Annotated in this window: 12 protein-coding genes and 1 riboswitch; of the genes, 4 read left to right on the forward strand and 8 right to left on the reverse strand. The window is 47.5% G+C overall.

The window, feature by feature from the left end; translation table 11 throughout:
* Positions 1-49: 49 nt before the first annotated feature.
* The 8 genes from JK223_RS13885 to mntP form a co-directional block, all read right to left on the reverse strand.
* On the reverse strand, positions 50-1,759 hold the full coding sequence (locus JK223_RS13885) for an ABC transporter ATP-binding protein/permease (RefSeq protein ID WP_212714764.1): 1,710 nt from the start codon (positions 1,757-1,759) through the stop codon (positions 50-52).
* Positions 1,756-3,435 carry an ABC transporter ATP-binding protein/permease gene (locus JK223_RS13890; RefSeq protein WP_212714765.1) on the reverse strand — a complete coding sequence of 560 codons (1,680 nt, stop codon included), beginning with the start codon at positions 3,433-3,435 and terminating at the stop codon, positions 1,756-1,758. Before JK223_RS13890 ends, JK223_RS13885 begins: the two co-directional genes overlap by 4 nt.
* A 379-nt stretch (positions 3,436-3,814) precedes the next feature.
* Positions 3,815-6,382 (reverse strand): TonB-dependent receptor, encoded by a 2,568-nt coding sequence (locus tag JK223_RS13895; protein WP_212714766.1) that lies wholly within the window; start codon positions 6,380-6,382, stop codon positions 3,815-3,817.
* Between the two features lie 139 nt (positions 6,383-6,521).
* Complete coding sequence (locus tag JK223_RS13900) at positions 6,522-7,064, reverse strand: energy transducer TonB (RefSeq protein WP_212714767.1); 543 nt, start codon at positions 7,062-7,064, stop codon at positions 6,522-6,524.
* Positions 7,065-7,373: 309 nt separating this feature from the next.
* Positions 7,374-7,793 (reverse strand): biopolymer transporter ExbD, encoded by a 420-nt coding sequence (locus JK223_RS13905; protein WP_212714768.1) that lies wholly within the window; start codon positions 7,791-7,793, stop codon positions 7,374-7,376.
* Positions 7,762-8,493: a tonB-system energizer ExbB gene (exbB, locus tag JK223_RS13910; RefSeq protein ID WP_212714769.1), complete on the reverse strand. Its 732-nt coding sequence runs from the start codon at positions 8,491-8,493 to the stop codon at positions 7,762-7,764. The genes JK223_RS13905 and exbB overlap by 32 nt, the downstream gene beginning before the upstream one ends.
* 1,758 nt (positions 8,494-10,251) lie before the next feature.
* Entirely contained in the window at positions 10,252-10,629 is a 378-nt protein-coding gene (gene crcB, locus JK223_RS13915; RefSeq protein ID WP_212714770.1) for a fluoride efflux transporter CrcB, read from the reverse strand.
* A 93-nt stretch (positions 10,630-10,722) separates the two neighbouring features.
* A riboswitch (Fluoride riboswitch) is annotated at positions 10,723-10,800 on the reverse strand.
* 115 nt (positions 10,801-10,915) lie between these two features.
* The gene (gene mntP / locus JK223_RS13920) at positions 10,916-11,488 is read right to left on the reverse strand and encodes a manganese efflux pump MntP (RefSeq protein ID WP_212714771.1); all 573 of its coding nucleotides are present in this window, start codon (positions 11,486-11,488) and stop codon (positions 10,916-10,918) included.
* Between the two features lie 365 nt (positions 11,489-11,853).
* Here mntP and JK223_RS13925 point away from each other — a divergent pair, with 365 nt between their 5' ends.
* From JK223_RS13925 to JK223_RS17225, 4 genes are all read left to right on the forward strand, one after another.
* On the forward strand, positions 11,854-12,096 hold the full coding sequence (locus JK223_RS13925) for a DUF1158 family protein (protein ID WP_212714772.1): 243 nt from the start codon (positions 11,854-11,856) through the stop codon (positions 12,094-12,096).
* A 456-nt stretch (positions 12,097-12,552) separates the two neighbouring features.
* The gene (gene mqo, locus JK223_RS13930) at positions 12,553-14,190 is read left to right on the forward strand and encodes a malate dehydrogenase (quinone) (RefSeq protein ID WP_212714773.1); all 1,638 of its coding nucleotides are present in this window, start codon (positions 12,553-12,555) and stop codon (positions 14,188-14,190) included.
* A 421-nt stretch (positions 14,191-14,611) separates the two neighbouring features.
* A complete protein-coding gene (locus JK223_RS17220; protein WP_371813144.1) occupies positions 14,612-15,016 on the forward strand; it encodes a PhzF family phenazine biosynthesis protein in 405 nt (134 codons plus the stop codon).
* Positions 15,017-15,090: 74 nt separating this feature from the next.
* Positions 15,091-15,465, forward strand: a complete 375-nt coding sequence (locus tag JK223_RS17225; protein ID WP_371813146.1) for a PhzF family phenazine biosynthesis protein — start codon at positions 15,091-15,093, stop codon at positions 15,463-15,465.
* Positions 15,466-15,554 lie beyond the last annotated feature (89 nt).

Consider the following 15,554-nt stretch of genomic DNA (forward strand, 5'->3'; position numbering starts at 1 on the left):
CGGCTGGATCAGGTTTAAACACCTGCCCCGCTGTCAATTTGGTTGCAGATTATGCATGGCTAATGGGGTGATATTGCCAATGGCCGTCTGCTGACAATACGAGATTCATGCTGTGATAACGGGCCAGTTCTTCCCGGTGTGCAACACTGATAACAAGAATCCGATGTTCTGCCAGTAAATGATAAACCCGCGCTTCTGTCTCAGAATCCAGTGCACTGGTAGCCTCATCCAGAAAGACATAGGCAGGTTTACGCAATAACACCCGGACAAAAGAAACGATTTGTTGCTCCCCCAGAGAAAGTTCTTTTTTCCAGTCAGACTGCGCGTCAAATCCGCCATGTTTATGGATAATATCTTCCTTCCCTAACTGGTGAAGGATATGGAGAATCTGTTCATCGAAATTATCGTTATCCTGCAACGGATAGATAAACTGAGCGCGCAGACCGGCGGTGGTCATATAGGTTTTTTGGGGTAAAAACATAATGTCGTGATCTGCCGGAAGATTGACATTTCCCGTGGCATAGGGCCATATCCCGGCCAGCATCCGGAGTAACGTACTCTTCCCGACCCCGGTCGGGCCGGTGATCAACGTATTTTCAGTGATTGTAATGCTGATATTTCTGATCAGACAGGTTGTCGTATCCGGTAAATAGATATTCACATCGAGCAGCTCTGCTTTATCAGAGAAATGACGAATGACGCCCTGACTATTACTCTCTTTTCCGGCAATCATCCGGTCCGCATTTTTGATCTCGCAGACACGATTCACACTCGGTACCATATTAATAACATTAGGAATTAAAAATATCAGCTGATTAGTCATGATCCAGGCAAAAAAGGCACTACCGGAGACCTGGTCAATCGTTCCGTACTGTATTTTACCGGAGAAATAGAGAGGCACGATAAAAAAGAGCGGGAGCACCGTGTACAAAGTATTAAATATCACCCCCACCACCGTGATAAACATATTATAAAAAATCGATATTTTCGTCCATCTGACGACAACCTGCAGCAAACCGAATAATCTGTTCTTTTCAGTATTCTCTCCCCGGTAAAAAGAAATAACCTCGGCATCATCCCTGAGCTGAACCAGTCCGGTACGATAGTCTGCGCTGGATTTCAGGATATTCCAGTTAATTTTTATTAATGGATTATTGATCAGAACATTCACAATAAAAATGGAGACTAAAGAAATAATAATTGCGTGACTTAACTCCGGAGAAACCTGGTTGATGATCCCCAACTGAATGCTGAAAGTCATTATCACCCCAAACACCCGGGTCGGCAGGTCAACGATAGCCTTACAAAAGGTATTGATATCCTGCTGTATCCTCTGGTCCGGATTATCAATTTCCTGATACATTTCTATTTTATAAAATGACCGGTTCGTTAAATAATCATCCACAATCTCTTTGGTCAGATTTTTACGCCAATCCTGTACCAGCCAGGATGAAAAAAAATCGGTGGTCCTGAACAATATATTAATAGAAATCGTAATAAAACTTAACCATATCAGCAGCCGCCAGTAGATTGAGTGTTTACCCACCAGAGCATTGGTCTGGTCTGCCATCAGCCTGGAGATATATCCTCCCATAGTGCTGGTGAATACGGTAATTAAAATGCATAGCAGCAACATTCCCCAGGGCTTGAACGCATTTTTTCCGAACCAGTACCCTTTAGTCAGTTCAACAATCCCTTTGAAAAAAAGACTATTTAGCCGATATTTTCTCTTATTTCCTGATGAAAAAACGTTTATCATTTTGCCCCCCCTGAGGGTAATATTTCTGACCCGGAAGGAATAACATCAATACTCCATTCTCCCCGGGAGTGCAGCATTAATAAATAATGATGATATTTCATCACTGTCTTATTATGAGCAATAGTGATAATATTGATATTCAGACTGACTAATTGTTGATAAATTAAGTCTTCGGTGACGGGGTCAAGCGCACTGGTTGCCTCATCAAGGAACAGATAACCCGGTTTTGCCAGCATAACTCTCGCCAATGCAATACGTTGTTGTTCACCCAGAGATAAACTGTTCCTCCAGTTTTCAATCGAATCGAGTGATCCGTACCGGCTTATCATCTCAGACAGTTTTACCTGCTGTATGACGGCCTGTAACTGCTCGTCGCTATAGGTGCTGTTCGGGTAAGGGTAACAAAACTGGTCACGTAACGAACCATTGATCAGGTAAGGCTTTTGCGGCAGAAAAAAAACATTATCCTGCGGAGGCATTTCAACCTGCCCCTCGCCTGCATTCCACAAACCGGATAACACGCGAAACAGTGAACTTTTACCACTGCCGGTCTTACCCATAATGACTATATTTTTTCTGCCAGCCGCCTCCGGGAATAACCCGAAATTAAGCTTATCAAACAGAATATTTTTAGTGCCAGGCACATAAATACTCAGGTCAGTGACTTTTAAGTGTTTTCCGGTAGTCATTCTCACGCAAGGTATCGGGTGGTTCTTTCCTGAGTTGTTTTGCTCATTACTTTCCTGAACTTCTGCCAGACGATCGATAGACGGGGCAATTTTAATCACTTGCGGAATCAGCCTTGTCAGTATACTGAAGCTCATCAGCATCATGCTGGCAGAAGCCACACCCTGCATCACCTGCCCATAGCTCATTTGCCCTTTAAAATACACCGGTACCAGGATAACCATCGGCAGAATGCTCCACAGTAACTCGAGAAAATCAGAACTCAACCCGACAAACCACTGATAGCTAACGTTAATCATGGTTTTATTAATTGTGCGATCGAGGAACCTGTAAATGACGGAGGTTTCTGCCTTCTCCCCCCTGAGTAAGGCGATCTGTTCTGCGTTGCTCTTCGTTTGCATTAATGAATAACGCAGATCACCCTCAGCGACTTTTATTTTAAAAATCTGACGAATGGTCGGACGATAAATAAAATAAGTCACAAAAAATTTGAAGAATGTGTACCCCACCACCAGAATAATGATCTGCGGGGATAAAGTATAAAGAATGGATGCCTGAACAATAACATCCCCGACAGAGGCCAGGAATGCCCGCGGGATTTCAATCAGGGTGCTGCAAACGGGTGAGACTTCTTCCTCAATACGCTGGTCAACATTATCTATTTTTTTTTGTTGTTGAATATTATAGTAATTTTTCTTATAAAGAAGTTTAGCGATAGTATCTTTTGATAACCATGGCCACCATACGATGTTAATCAACCCTTCCAGTAAAGGCATAACCCCCGTCATTAAAGAACGAATGACGCCGTACAGGGTCAGCATAATAATATATTTTATATATTCATCCTGATGTTTCGCAACTAAGGCATCGGTAGTCTCTTTGGTCATGACCGAAAATGAAGCGCCGGAATAGGTGTATCCTACCACTGCGGCAGCCAATACCGCCAGAACCAGCCAGGCTTTCCAGGACGCCTTATTCAGCCAGAACATCCGATACAGTCTCCAGACTCTTCGGAAAAACAATGCATTGAGTCTATATCTGCTATTGTCTTTATCTATTTCCTGCATCGACATATTCTTATTCCCGTTGTTCAAGAGTGACGTTTTACCGTGAAAAATTCAGATGGGTTAAATGCTAATATGCAAGCGATAAAACACAGAAAAACTCTCCTTAATTTCGCAGACTAAGGAGTGTGATCCCAGAAATCATTAAAATTAATAATATATAAAACAAGTGAGACTCGTGTATTCCCCCCGGGGAATTAAAACAAATATGCATCCGCCTCCGGAGTCGGAATTTAAAATTAACATATAATTCCCAATGACGTTTCACTCTGGGGCTTATCCCGTGGGAAAAATATCTTTCAGGTTATTGAAACGTACCGGTTAAAGACAAAATATAGTTCCTTGGGGCACCGTAAAAATATCCAAAGGTCCCGTAGTTAGTTCCTGCCGTTGAATAGTAAGTTTTATCAAAGATATTATTAACCAGTAAATCTATATTCCAGGCAGGGGTCAACTGATAACCCGCATGGGCTGAATAGACCGCGAAAAAGGGCTGCTTCACTGTAAAATCAGGTCCGTCATAACGGGCTATGATACTTCTGGTCTGACTCTGGGCTGTGACTCCCCCGCCGAGGGTGATTTTCTTCATCACATCGCCGCCGTTGACAAAATTATAATCCGTCCAGACTCTCAGCATATGTTTGGGTGTATAGCTATTTACTGTCTGATTCAGGTCGTTGTCAGATAACGGAGGTCTGTAACTGGTTAAATAGTTATAGGAGGCCATGACTTGCCAGCTGTCGGTCAGGTTCCCACTGATTTCACTGTCAATCCCCTTAACGATGGTTTGTTTGGGATTTATCTCCCAGTAATAACCTTCCATTCCATTCTGGTTATATTCAGGATCAATAACAATTGTTGATGTATTTGTCAGCCGGGTTTTATAGAAAGAGACCGAAGCATTAAGGGTGCCATCTTTCCTGCCATATTTGAGTCCCGTCTCCATATTATTACCCTGCTCAGGCGGCAGAACAGCTCCCTGCCGATCTCTTACAGCAAGTTGTGGGGTGAAAACATAAGCATAATCACCATAAACCGACCAGTTATCACTCAGGTCATAGCTGACTGAATAATTGGGTTTCTCCCACTTCCGGGTATTTTGGTTGTTTTCGTCGCTGCCACTGAATGGACTATTCGTTCTTGAATACGACTTATAACCATCAAGCCGGAGACTTATCCCGAGATGCAGGCTGTTCAGCGGAGTAATTAAAACGCTGCCAAAGGCATCCCAGGTTGAGGTATCCACCTCTGACAGTGTTCCATACGTTTGTGGGTTAACGGGAGCCAGCGGAACTTCATGCCAGTGAAACGGGCGAAGATCCGGACGGTGATTACCAAAGATTCCGTAGTCAGGGAAATATCCCTTTGCGGCTGAAGTATAGCTATTATAATTTTTGTCATATTTAGCGCCAAAGATTAATTTTTGTGTGAGTCCGCCAATATCATAATTACCTGATAATTTAGTATCCCAGCTATACTTCCGGATGTTTCCCTGTACTGCACTGCCGGAAATACTATCAAACTCCCCGGTATCCGCGTTTATCGGGCCGGCAGTACTGGGCATCAGACTACCAAACTGAGTATATTGACCATCATAGTTAGTTTTAAGCCCCCAGTGCTCACCCAGTTGCTGCTCCCAGCCGGCAAAGAATTCTTTAGTCTCTGTGTGGCTGAATGCCCACGGCTGTGTAAAGGATGTCTTACGGGAAAATTTCGGATCGCTTCCGTCTTCATACATCGAAAGCCCGCTAATCCAGGGCGTCGCATTCAGACGATGATAATTAACACCTGCCGTCAGAAGTGTTGAGGGGGTGAGATTAAATTCTAAAATATTATAAACCGTACGATCGTCACGGTCAGCATAATGATAGAAATAATCCTGTTTTTGCCAGGAAAGTACCGTTCTGCCCCGCAACGAACCGGAATCGTTAAGCGGCCCGCTTACGTCCAGCATATTTTGATAGTTATTCCATGACCCTGCTGCGGTGGAATAGATTAACTGAAAATGATCGACCGGCCGTTTACGTACCAGATTGACCGAACCTGAAATGCCGCTGGAAGATGAAAATCCTCCCAGCATATTCGCTCCGCGCAATACTTCAACATGATCATAGATGGCACTGCTAAGGTTGTTGTTGTAACCCACAGTATTACCACCATCGGAAATATCAACACTGGTGCCGCCGTCCACCGTTGCCTGATTGATGGCAAACCCGCGGGAAAAAAAAGTACTGCCCAGATTGCCACTGGTCTGCGCGACAGTCACACCGGGCGCTTTACTCATTATTTCGCTCAGTGTCTTAGTGTTTTGCTCCGTAATCTGTTTATGGCTGATCACAGAAACTGATTTAGCCATATCTTTCACATTGGTGGCCTTACCGTCCACCGTACTGGCCATACTGCCGTTGAGGCTACCGGAACCTTCGGTAGCCGTAATATCACTGCTGCCGTTAACACCCGTGCTCATCGCTGCCGCGGGCGGGAGACTTTGCCCTTCAACATTAACCACGCCGATAGACTCGCCCTGACTGCCGGTATCAACCGGGATGATTTTCAGCGTGTTCGCCGAGACAGTCTGCCAGGCCAGCGTGGTGCCCGCCAATAACCGGGTCAGCACGCTATTGATACTTCCTTTCCCTGTGAATCCCCCGCTGACTAACCCATGAACGTTACTCTCATCAACCTGTATTGATAAATTCGCCTGGCTGGCGAATCTCTGCAATGCCTCCTGCAACGAAATACCCGCCGGAATAGTAAAGGTGATATCTGCTGCCCTCTGTTCAGTTCCGGCGGCCAGTACCGAAGCAGAGGCATGAAAAAAGACGATGGTTAGCAGGGAATGGATAACGAGTATTTTTCTTTTTTTAGGCATGATAGCGATCTTCTCCGGGTATTTACCTGCCCTGACGTATTAAGCAGATTAATAAATCAGGGCGGCAAACCTCTCTAAATTAAAAACCTGGTGTTGTTTTTATCGAAAACTATCTATCTTAAAATTTATAATATTTTTATTAATGAAGGACAAAGTTAACAGGAACGGTCAGCCGGATACTGGTTTTTCCTGCTAATATGGATTCCGGTGGTGGCGGTACTTTTCCAATACGTTCTAATAGTTTCAGTGACTCTCTGTCGAGGCTGGCATAACCATGGCTCCGGACCCGTTCAATATCACTGATATTACCTGCAGAATTCACAGTAAAGCTGACAATAACGACATCCTGTTGATTCATTCTTAATGCAAAGGGTGGATATTGCATATTTTTCTGTAACAGCATCAACAGCTGAGATTGCCACTGTATTTTTTCATTACTCTGAATATTACTTATGGCTCCGGCCACTTTTTCATGGCGAACAGCAGTTTGCTGTTCCGCAACTTGTAATGTTTCCGGCGTTTTTGTCAGTGTAGATTGTTTTTCACTGACTTCTCTGCTGTGCGAGGGTGCAGGAGGTGATTTTCTTTCCGGTTTCGGTACGGGCTTATGTTTTGGCGGTACCTTTTCAGGAGGAGCAACCCTGACCGTAGCCTGTTTTATATTTACTTTTTCCGCCGTCATCTGTGGGGCAGGTACCGGGGATTGTACTTCCGGAGGAAGTATTTTTGCAGGTGTATTAGTCACCTGACTGACATTATTGACCTGTGCCAGTGTGACTTCAAAAGGCATCGCCTGAGGGCTGGCAACAGGGAGAGTTTCCTGATCAGTATGTCTTCCGGACAACAGTAAAAAAAGTATCAGTCCATATCCGGCAGCTGTCGCCAATCCCACACTTAACCAGTAGCGAATCTCCTTGTAAGAGACAGCGGATGGATTCATATAAAATATATAGCCGTAATTATTCATAGATGCTGTCCCGGGAGTCATTTTTTAGTTTCCTGTCAAATCTACCAGTGCAATCTTTGTATAACCTTCATGACGTAACGTATCCATAATGGTAATCAACTGTTGGTACTGAAGACCTTTATCTGCCTGCAGAAATATCCGGTCATCATCGCCGGGCTTTATCGCACGTTTAATTGCAGTACTTAACCCTGCCTGGTTAACCGGCTTGTTGTTCACATACAGTGTTCCGTCTTTTTTTATCGTCACCACCAGCGGTGTTGCCAGGAGTTTCTGCGTCTTATCTGTCCCGATGGGTAAATCAATTTTTATATTGCTGGTTGATAGCGGTGCGGCAACCATAAAAATAATCAGTAATACCAGCATAACATCGATAAACGGTGTCACATTAATATCTGATATCTCATAGGGTTCATCAGACACTTGCTTCAGGATGGAGAAGCCCATTGTTATTCCCTCCGGATGCGTGAGGCTCATATGCCATGACATCAAGCTGCTGACTCAGCAGGCACATCACTGTGGCAGCCACATTATTTAATGTTATTCTGTAGCCATTAATCATCCGACCCAGAATGTTATAGAGAATGACGGCAGGTACTGCCACCAGCAGCCCTAATGCTGTGGCAAATAAAGCTTCTGCAATACCCGGAGCCACCACACTCAGATTTGTCGTTTGCGTCTGGGCAATAGAGACAAAACTGTGCATTATTCCCCACACCGTGCCAAACAGTCCGATAAAGGGAGCCACCGCACTTGTCGTCGCGAGTATAGACGTCATACCGGATATTTTTCTTATCTGTAAAAGTTCCATCTGCATTAACTTCGACATTGCACGTTCTTTAATTGACTCGTGATTACGTGCGCCGGGAGTGATGGTTTCAGCTATCCCCAGTTCATGTTTTGCGACGGATATCGCCTTAAAACAGTATCCAGCTCCCGTTATCCTGACGTCTTTTAACAGGATAGCCTCGCGAATGTATTCATTAAATTTCTTAAGGCTTTTTTTCTCAAGGTAAACCTCAATCATTTTCCCGACCCAGATAAACCAGGTCATAAAAGAAGAAAAAACCATGATAATAATTACTGACTTAACAATTACATCTGCATGCCGGTAGAGTTCAAAAGGCGATAAACTGATATCAGTCATTACAATAGTATCTCCTGATCAAACCGATAAAAAATATCTACCAGGTTCATATGATTCTGGTCAGTCATTATTGATAACCGTTCGTTTTTTATGAATCTGTCTTCTGATACCTCTGCTCTGCAATGAAAGAAGAACGCCAGTTCAGAAAAAACATAATAATATCTGAAAGTTACCACTACTATGACTAATTATTTACAGAAGTATATATATATACATATTAAAAAAGAAACATCATAATCCGAATTACTTATACCTATTTTGTATATATTCTTTATTTCCACTTACCGATCCAATGAAAATAAAAATAAAATTAATTTATTAAAATAATTAATATTGAGATAGCATACTCAGGCTCCTGAAAATTACCGTAAATTTTATCGTTTTATTCACCTTTACATCTAAACTTCCCGTTTCAATCATTCATAAAAAATGACTATTCCGTGCGTTGCTATTACCCGGGCCTGGTATGAAAAACATGAATTATTGTTTAAACATCACCATGTTTACCCCGATGCAGCCAGGAGAAAAAACAGGAGCGATATACCGTCATTACCCGGCAGGAAAAATAGTACATGTTTATCAATAACTCACGGGAAATAAGACGCATAAGAATGCAAGGCGAAAAACCGGGATGTCTGTCTCGTATAATAAAAACAGATGAAACTGAAATGACTGCGGGATGTAGCAAACAGAGACTCTGGAGGGAAATTCCGGTCCTGAACCGGCGGCAGTGCTGAGAAACAACGCTGATATCAGGGGAGTCCATGCCACCGCCGGAACGTCCTGTGCTTTATTAACGGCAATACCGGGGCTATTCATCATCCGGTAATCCGTTGAAAACCAGTGCAGACAGGACTTCCGCAAACTTTTCTCGTCGGTCTGTCTGGCGGTCCTCTTGCACTGTACGGCGCTATCAGGCTTCTGGCGTTCTTCTGTCAGGCAAAAGGTGGGGGCATAGCAAGGATCGCTACAGACTGATCCCTTTGATCATTGACGGAAAACTCTGCCGGGTTGAGCATGATTCCGGCGGAATTCCGGTTGCCACGGCTCTTTGATTTGTCTGCAAAACGGCACTGTGGGGATCGATGCTGATCATAGTTCCACCGTCCGTGTTGCCGGGAACAGTGAATCACAGATCCTCAGGATCCTGAATTCCGCCGATCCATTCCGCAGGGTTTCATCCGGCAAAGAGGCCTCTCTTCCCCGGAAACACTGCCACCCGCACGATATTGGGCGGATGTAACTGTCTGGCAATAACCCATGCTTCCGGGAGTCCGCAATCTACACTTCCCGACACCTGCGGGCGGGTAAATCATAGGTATGCTAAAGCCTGCGTCTTTACAAACCCTCCGTGGCAGATCATCACCCCGGGGGCAAAATCAGGATTAGCCCCCGGAGTTACCTGTCACGCGTTCCCCTCCATCTGCTGTAAGAATGAAACCCACGGCTGCAGTTCCTTACATTTTGTCCGCCGGGAGGGGGCGGGTATCCCGGGGCGTTTTACAGTGTCAGGAAGTGACTTATCTGTAACATAAGGATGAGAGCTCCGGAGCTGTGATCTCCAGCGGAAAGGCCTGGTCTATGGAGTCATCAGAAAGGTCCGTTAGTGCAACAATGAGCCACTACAAACCAGGTGAGGTCTACCAGCGAACATTTTTCACCGTTTCATCCGGTAACCCGGGCGAGATTGACTCAGGGTCAGGCGCCTGTCCCGACACCACCTCCCCACCGGACATTCAAACTTAATCAGATATCTGTTCAGCCGACGACAGTCACCAGCGCAAAGCCGGCAAAGGTCATCAGCAATGTGCCGAACAGATGCAGACAGGCACTGGTCATCGCCCAGACGTATTTCCCGGACTGCAGCATGACCATCAGCTCAGCGGAAAACGTCGAAAAGGTAGTCAGCCCGCCACATAACCCGGTAGTAATTAACAACTTCCAGGCAGGATCTAATTGCGGATGACGGGCAAACCAGGCCAGCGCTCCACCGATAATCAATCCGCCGGCCAGATTGACCAGCAGGGTGCCGAGGGGTAAGCCGGTAAATAAAGGATTAAACCGGAGTGAACACCACCAGCGCAACAGACAGCCAGCGCCGCCACCCAGTAAAACAGCCATGAAAGACTTCAACATATCAGATTCCTGAAGAGTATTGTGCCGCCGGCGAAGGAAGAGTGACAGAACTTATCACCTGACACACTCATCCCCCCGGCATGCGGGTTAAGGATTATGTCAGGCGTCATCAGCCATTCCATGGAGCGGACTGGCGGTTGGTTGAGGCGGAACACCATCACCCCGTAACAACGGACTGATCCTCCGGGGAAGCCCCTCGTCCGTCGTTGCATAACAAGCATACCCTGAGACAGGGGGTCAGACAACACACGGGAGAACGGCCTGCAGGACCGCCCGCCCGCAGTGGTCAGTTCAGCAACCCTAAATGTTCGATCAGAATAGTGCATCCGATCCCGACCAGCACTACGCCGCCAAGCACTTCAGCCCATTTACCCAATACCGGACCAATAAAGCGCCCCACCATGACTCCCGTGGTTGCCATGATGGTCGTCGCACCGCCGATAGCCAGTGCCGTCACCAGTATATTGACCTGTAAAAAAGCCAGCCCTACGCCAACCGCCAATGCATCCAGACTGGTGGCAACCGCTGTCATCGCCAATACCAGGAAACCATGCCGTTCAGGCGCAGTGCACTCTTCCGCCGGGCTATGGCGCAAACCGCCTATGATCATTCTGCCACCCAGAATAGCCAGCAGGGTAAATGCGACCCAGTGATCCCAGGCCATCACATACTTACTGGCTGCCAGGCCAATCCCCCAGCCAATCAATGGCGTCAGCATTTCCACGCCACCAAAAATAAATCCGGTACGCAAAGCCTCTTTGATACCTGGTTTTTTTAATGTTGCCCCTTTTCCGAGTGCGGCGGCAAAGGCATCCATCGACATGCCAAAGGCAAGAATAATTGTTGTTATGACATCCATCAGGTTTTATCGCTCAGACTTGTCTCTCAGGACACTGTAATGGGGGATGTTATTTCTTCTCCACCCCGAAGATGGCGCAGTTTACCACGAAGGGTTGAATAAAAAAAGACAATAAAATCATGGTGTTAGTTATAGCAAAGGCTATACCTCTTAACCCAAACTAACTTTACGCTAACCTGATGGAAAATAAGGAACTCCGGGCCTCATCCCGGTGCAAAACCACAGAAAGTGGTATCCGGCGCATAAACAGACAACCGGTAGCCGGTGCCACAGCTATCCTTTTCAGGGCATTGACAGGAAGATTGAAAGGCAGGGCAAATTCCCGGAGAATGGCGGATACTTCATTTTTCCGGATCACCTGTATCATGAAAAATCCGCTTGAAACACTCCTGATCCCGGCTGGGATTTTATTACTCGGTTTCCTGTCTGCGCTGTTATTGCCGGCTCCCGCCTTCGGGATTGATCTCGCCAGAAAAATGATGTCCTTATTTCATATAATGGATTTAAATCAGCTGTATACCATCGTATTTTTTCTGTGGTTTCTTTTCCTCGGAGCGATCGAGTATTTTATTATGCGATTCTTATGGCGCCGTCTTCATCCGCAATAAACGGCTGACAAAGCTCCCCGACGTCACCGCAATGTCCGTCGGCCGGGGGATTGCCCCCGGGGGCCCGGGGAAAACACACCCGATAAGGCAGTCTCCCTGGCCTGCACTGTATTTCTGAACACCCGCAACGCTCCCCTCTCCGTACCCCCGGTAATTGTAAGAAATTATGCCACGGAATATCCCCGTGCCCGCCGCCTGCTTATCTCTGTAATTGGCTGTCATTACCGGACTTTTTACTAAAATGGCGGGGGTAAACAACTGTTTAATTCCGGGAAATAAATGTTATATTCAAAGGTAAAATATATAACGCGGCACTAACTCATACTTTTTTCTGTTTTGAGATTGCCGGATAACTTTCGGTTTTTCAGATGGGTGATAATCACCTTACCTGAAACCCCTTATTTGCCCGTAAGCCTGTCAGTGGTCAATGCCGGACAGAAGAGGAGATGTGGCCTCATGTGTAGATCAACAGTGAACCTTTCTCTTGCGATGAGTAGTGTCGCAACAACAGAGCAAAAGGTTCAGCAAGGAAAAGACGTCGATGTACTTTTGATCGGCGCTGGTGTGATGAGTGCCACACTGGGAACTTTCCTGCAGGAGCTGGAACCCGAATGGACGCTGGAAATGGTAGAGCGTCTTTCCGGGGTGGCTGAGGAGTCATCCAACGGCTGGAATAATGCCGGCACCGGACATTCCGCGCTGGCAGAACTGAATTATACCCCACAGAAAGCCGACGGCTCTGTTGATATCAGTAAGGCTGTCGCCATCAATGAATCTTTTCAGATTTCACGACAGTTCTGGGCTTCTCAGGTGGAGCTCGGCCGGCTGAATAATCCTGCTTCTTTTATTAATACCACTCCCCATATGAGCTTTGTCTGGGGCGAGCAGAATGTCCGCTTTCTTCGTCAACGCATTGATGCGCTGAAGAACAGCACCTTATTCCGTGGGATGGAGTACTCTGAAGATCCGCAGCAAATTGCCCGCTGGGTGCCGCTGCTGATGGAAGGACGCCAGCCAGGCACACCGATTGCCGCTACCCGGACTGAAATCGGTACCGATGTGAATTTCGGCGAAATTACCCGTCAGCTGATCCATGCCCTGCAGCAGAATGACAACTTCACCCTAAGAACCCGTCAGGAAGTCCGTGATCTCAAACGACGGAGTGACGGTCGCTGGCAGGTAACACTGCACTGCCTGGCCACCCGGACCTCAAGACAACTGATTGCCGGACATGTCTTTATCGGTGCCGGTGGTGCTGCACTGCCTTTACTGCAGAAAAGCGGGATCCCGGAAGCCCGTCGTTATGCAGGTTTCCCGGTAGGCGGCTCTTTCCTCGTGACCGAGAACCCGGAACTGGTCAGGCAGCATCTGGCAAAAGTGTACGGTAAAGCCAGTGTCGGCGCGCCTCCGATGTCAGTGCCTCACGTCGATACCCGTATGCTGGATGGTAAACAGGTGCTGTTATTTGGCCCGTTCGCAACATTCTCGACCAAATTCCTCAAACAGGGTTCCTTGCTGGATATGTTTGGCTCTATGACCCCTGCCAATCTCCTGCCAATGATGCAGGTCGGTGGTAAGAACCTTAACCTTATCAAATATCTGGTCGGTCAGGTGCTGCAGAATGATAATGACCGCCTGAAGGCTCTGCGGGAATATGTCCCCAACGCTAAAGCTGAAGACTGGCGCCTGGTCGTTGCCGGTCAACGGGTACAGATTATCGAAAATGATCCTAAGCAGGGTGGCGTTTTGCGTCTGGGGACTGAGATTGTTACCTCACAGGATGGAACGGTTTCAGCCCTGCTGGGGGCTTCACCCGGCGCCTCCACAGCCGCCAGCATCATGCTGGACCTGATGAAAAAAGTATTCCCTGCGCAGATGAGCGCGGAAGCATGGCAGCAGAAAATACGTCAGATGATCCCGTCCTATGGCACTTCTCTGGAAGGCGATATTGCCGCGACAGAAAGCGTACTCTCTTCCACCAGCCGTATTCTGGGGCTTCATTACTCTGCACCTGTCGGCTCCGCGGCAGACGCACCGGTCATTCCGGCCGCTAATGATGAGGGTCATACCACGGCAGATGTCGTGGGAAAGTGACTGAGTAGTGCTGACTCGCTTTCGTCCGGAAAGCGAAAGTGAGTCGGTCAGATTTCACCTCCCTGAGCGTTAATGAACGGGGTTATTACCTGCCGGTATTCGGTAATCAGGCTAACCCCGCCATGCTGACTTTCTCCCGGGGACCGCTGCATAGGGCCTGCTGACCCTGGCTATCATACCTGCGCACCGATGCCGGTTTTTCTTCGGTGCCGGGGTGACGTCTCACGGTTGCCCGGGAGCCACGTTCTCCGCTTGATGAGCTGCTGCCCCCTTTTCTGACAGCTCCGCTGACTCACTCTTTTGTATCTGCTCCATTCGCTACAGCGATCCGGATAACCTCCTCTGATGACGGATAAAACAGAACCTTTCGCGGTGCAAGTGCTGGCACACTATTCTCTCGTTGTTAATTAAGGAAATAGCCATGAGCCGCCAGGTTGCATTTAGTCAGGTCGATGTCTTCAGTACCCTCCCGTTTCAGGGAAATCCTCTGGCAGTTGTTTTCGATGCCGGGGGGCTGACCGACCGGCAGATGCTGAACATTACCCGTTGGATGAATCTCTCCGAAACCACCTTTGTCCTCCCCGCTAAACAGCCCGGGGCGGATTATCATGTCAGAATTTTCACGCCCGGCGGAGAACTCCCTTTCGCGGACCACCCGACATTAGGGACCGCACATGCACTGCTGGAGCAGGGGATGATTGAGGAGAAACAAGGGAAAGTGATTCAGGAATGCGCCGCAGGGTTAATCACTGTCCGTCGTCAGAACGACCAGAGTCTGGCATTCCTTGCCCCTGAAACGGTGATCCCCCCTTTACTTCCCCGCTGACCGACATCCTGACCGGCCCGCTCACCGGGAAGCAATTTCAACCGGCCATCGGAGGTATCGGCAGCCGCTGGTTACTGCTTCCGGTTCCCGATGTCACCGGACTGCGCGCTCTGACACTGACGACTGCGACGCTGGACGCTCTGGAGCATGACGCTGGCGTAAAAGGGGTCGTGCTGTTTGCCCCCGTCAACGACGGCAGCGGTGATGATTATGAAGTCAGGGTAATATTTTCCCATAACAATACCCTGGTCGAAGACCCGGTAACGGGAAGTGCTAACGCCTGCCTGGCCTGGTATTTTGCCGGCTACGGTCAGACCCGCGATTACCGGGCCCGTCAGGGACTTTCCATCGGCCGTCACGGCTGCCTCGATATTCGTTTTGAACAGGACGGGATATGGGTCGGCGGCCACTCTTCCACACGCATCCGTGGAGAAATTACGCTGCCCTGAGACCGATATCCGGCAGAAGGGTCCCGCTGCGGTTCGTCGGAGGCCCGATTGCCCGCTATAATTAACCTGTTTTCTCAACTGGCTAGCAA

It is taken from the genome of Tatumella sp. JGM118, from assembly GCF_018257515.1.
GTDB lineage: Bacteria > Pseudomonadota > Gammaproteobacteria > Enterobacterales > Enterobacteriaceae > Tatumella > Tatumella terrea.

Excerpts from the sequence above, each read along its gene's own strand:
- JK223_RS13895 (WP_212714766.1), bottom strand. The coding sequence starts at position 6,382 with ATGCCTAAAAAAAGAAAAATACTCGTTATCCATTCCCTGCTAACCATC.
- JK223_RS13925 (WP_212714772.1), top strand. The coding sequence starts at position 11,854 with ATGAAAAATCCGCTTGAAACACTCCTGATCCCGGCTGGGATTTTATTA.
- JK223_RS17220 (WP_371813144.1), top strand. The coding sequence starts at position 14,612 with ATGAGCCGCCAGGTTGCATTTAGTCAGGTCGATGTCTTCAGTACCCTC.
- mntP (WP_212714771.1), bottom strand. The coding sequence starts at position 11,488 with ATGGATGTCATAACAACAATTATTCTTGCCTTTGGCATGTCGATGGAT.
- JK223_RS13905 (WP_212714768.1), bottom strand. The coding sequence starts at position 7,793 with ATGGGCTTCTCCATCCTGAAGCAAGTGTCTGATGAACCCTATGAGATA.
- exbB (WP_212714769.1), bottom strand. The coding sequence starts at position 8,493 with ATGACTGATATCAGTTTATCGCCTTTTGAACTCTACCGGCATGCAGAT.
- mqo (WP_212714773.1), top strand. The coding sequence starts at position 12,553 with ATGTGTAGATCAACAGTGAACCTTTCTCTTGCGATGAGTAGTGTCGCA.
- JK223_RS13900 (WP_212714767.1), bottom strand. The coding sequence starts at position 7,064 with ATGACGGCGGAAAAAGTAAATATAAAACAGGCTACGGTCAGGGTTGCT.
- JK223_RS13885 (WP_212714764.1), bottom strand. The coding sequence starts at position 1,759 with ATGATAAACGTTTTTTCATCAGGAAATAAGAGAAAATATCGGCTAAAT.
- JK223_RS13890 (WP_212714765.1), bottom strand. The coding sequence starts at position 3,435 with ATGTTCTGGCTGAATAAGGCGTCCTGGAAAGCCTGGCTGGTTCTGGCG.
- crcB (WP_212714770.1), bottom strand. The coding sequence starts at position 10,629 with ATGTTGAAGTCTTTCATGGCTGTTTTACTGGGTGGCGGCGCTGGCTGT.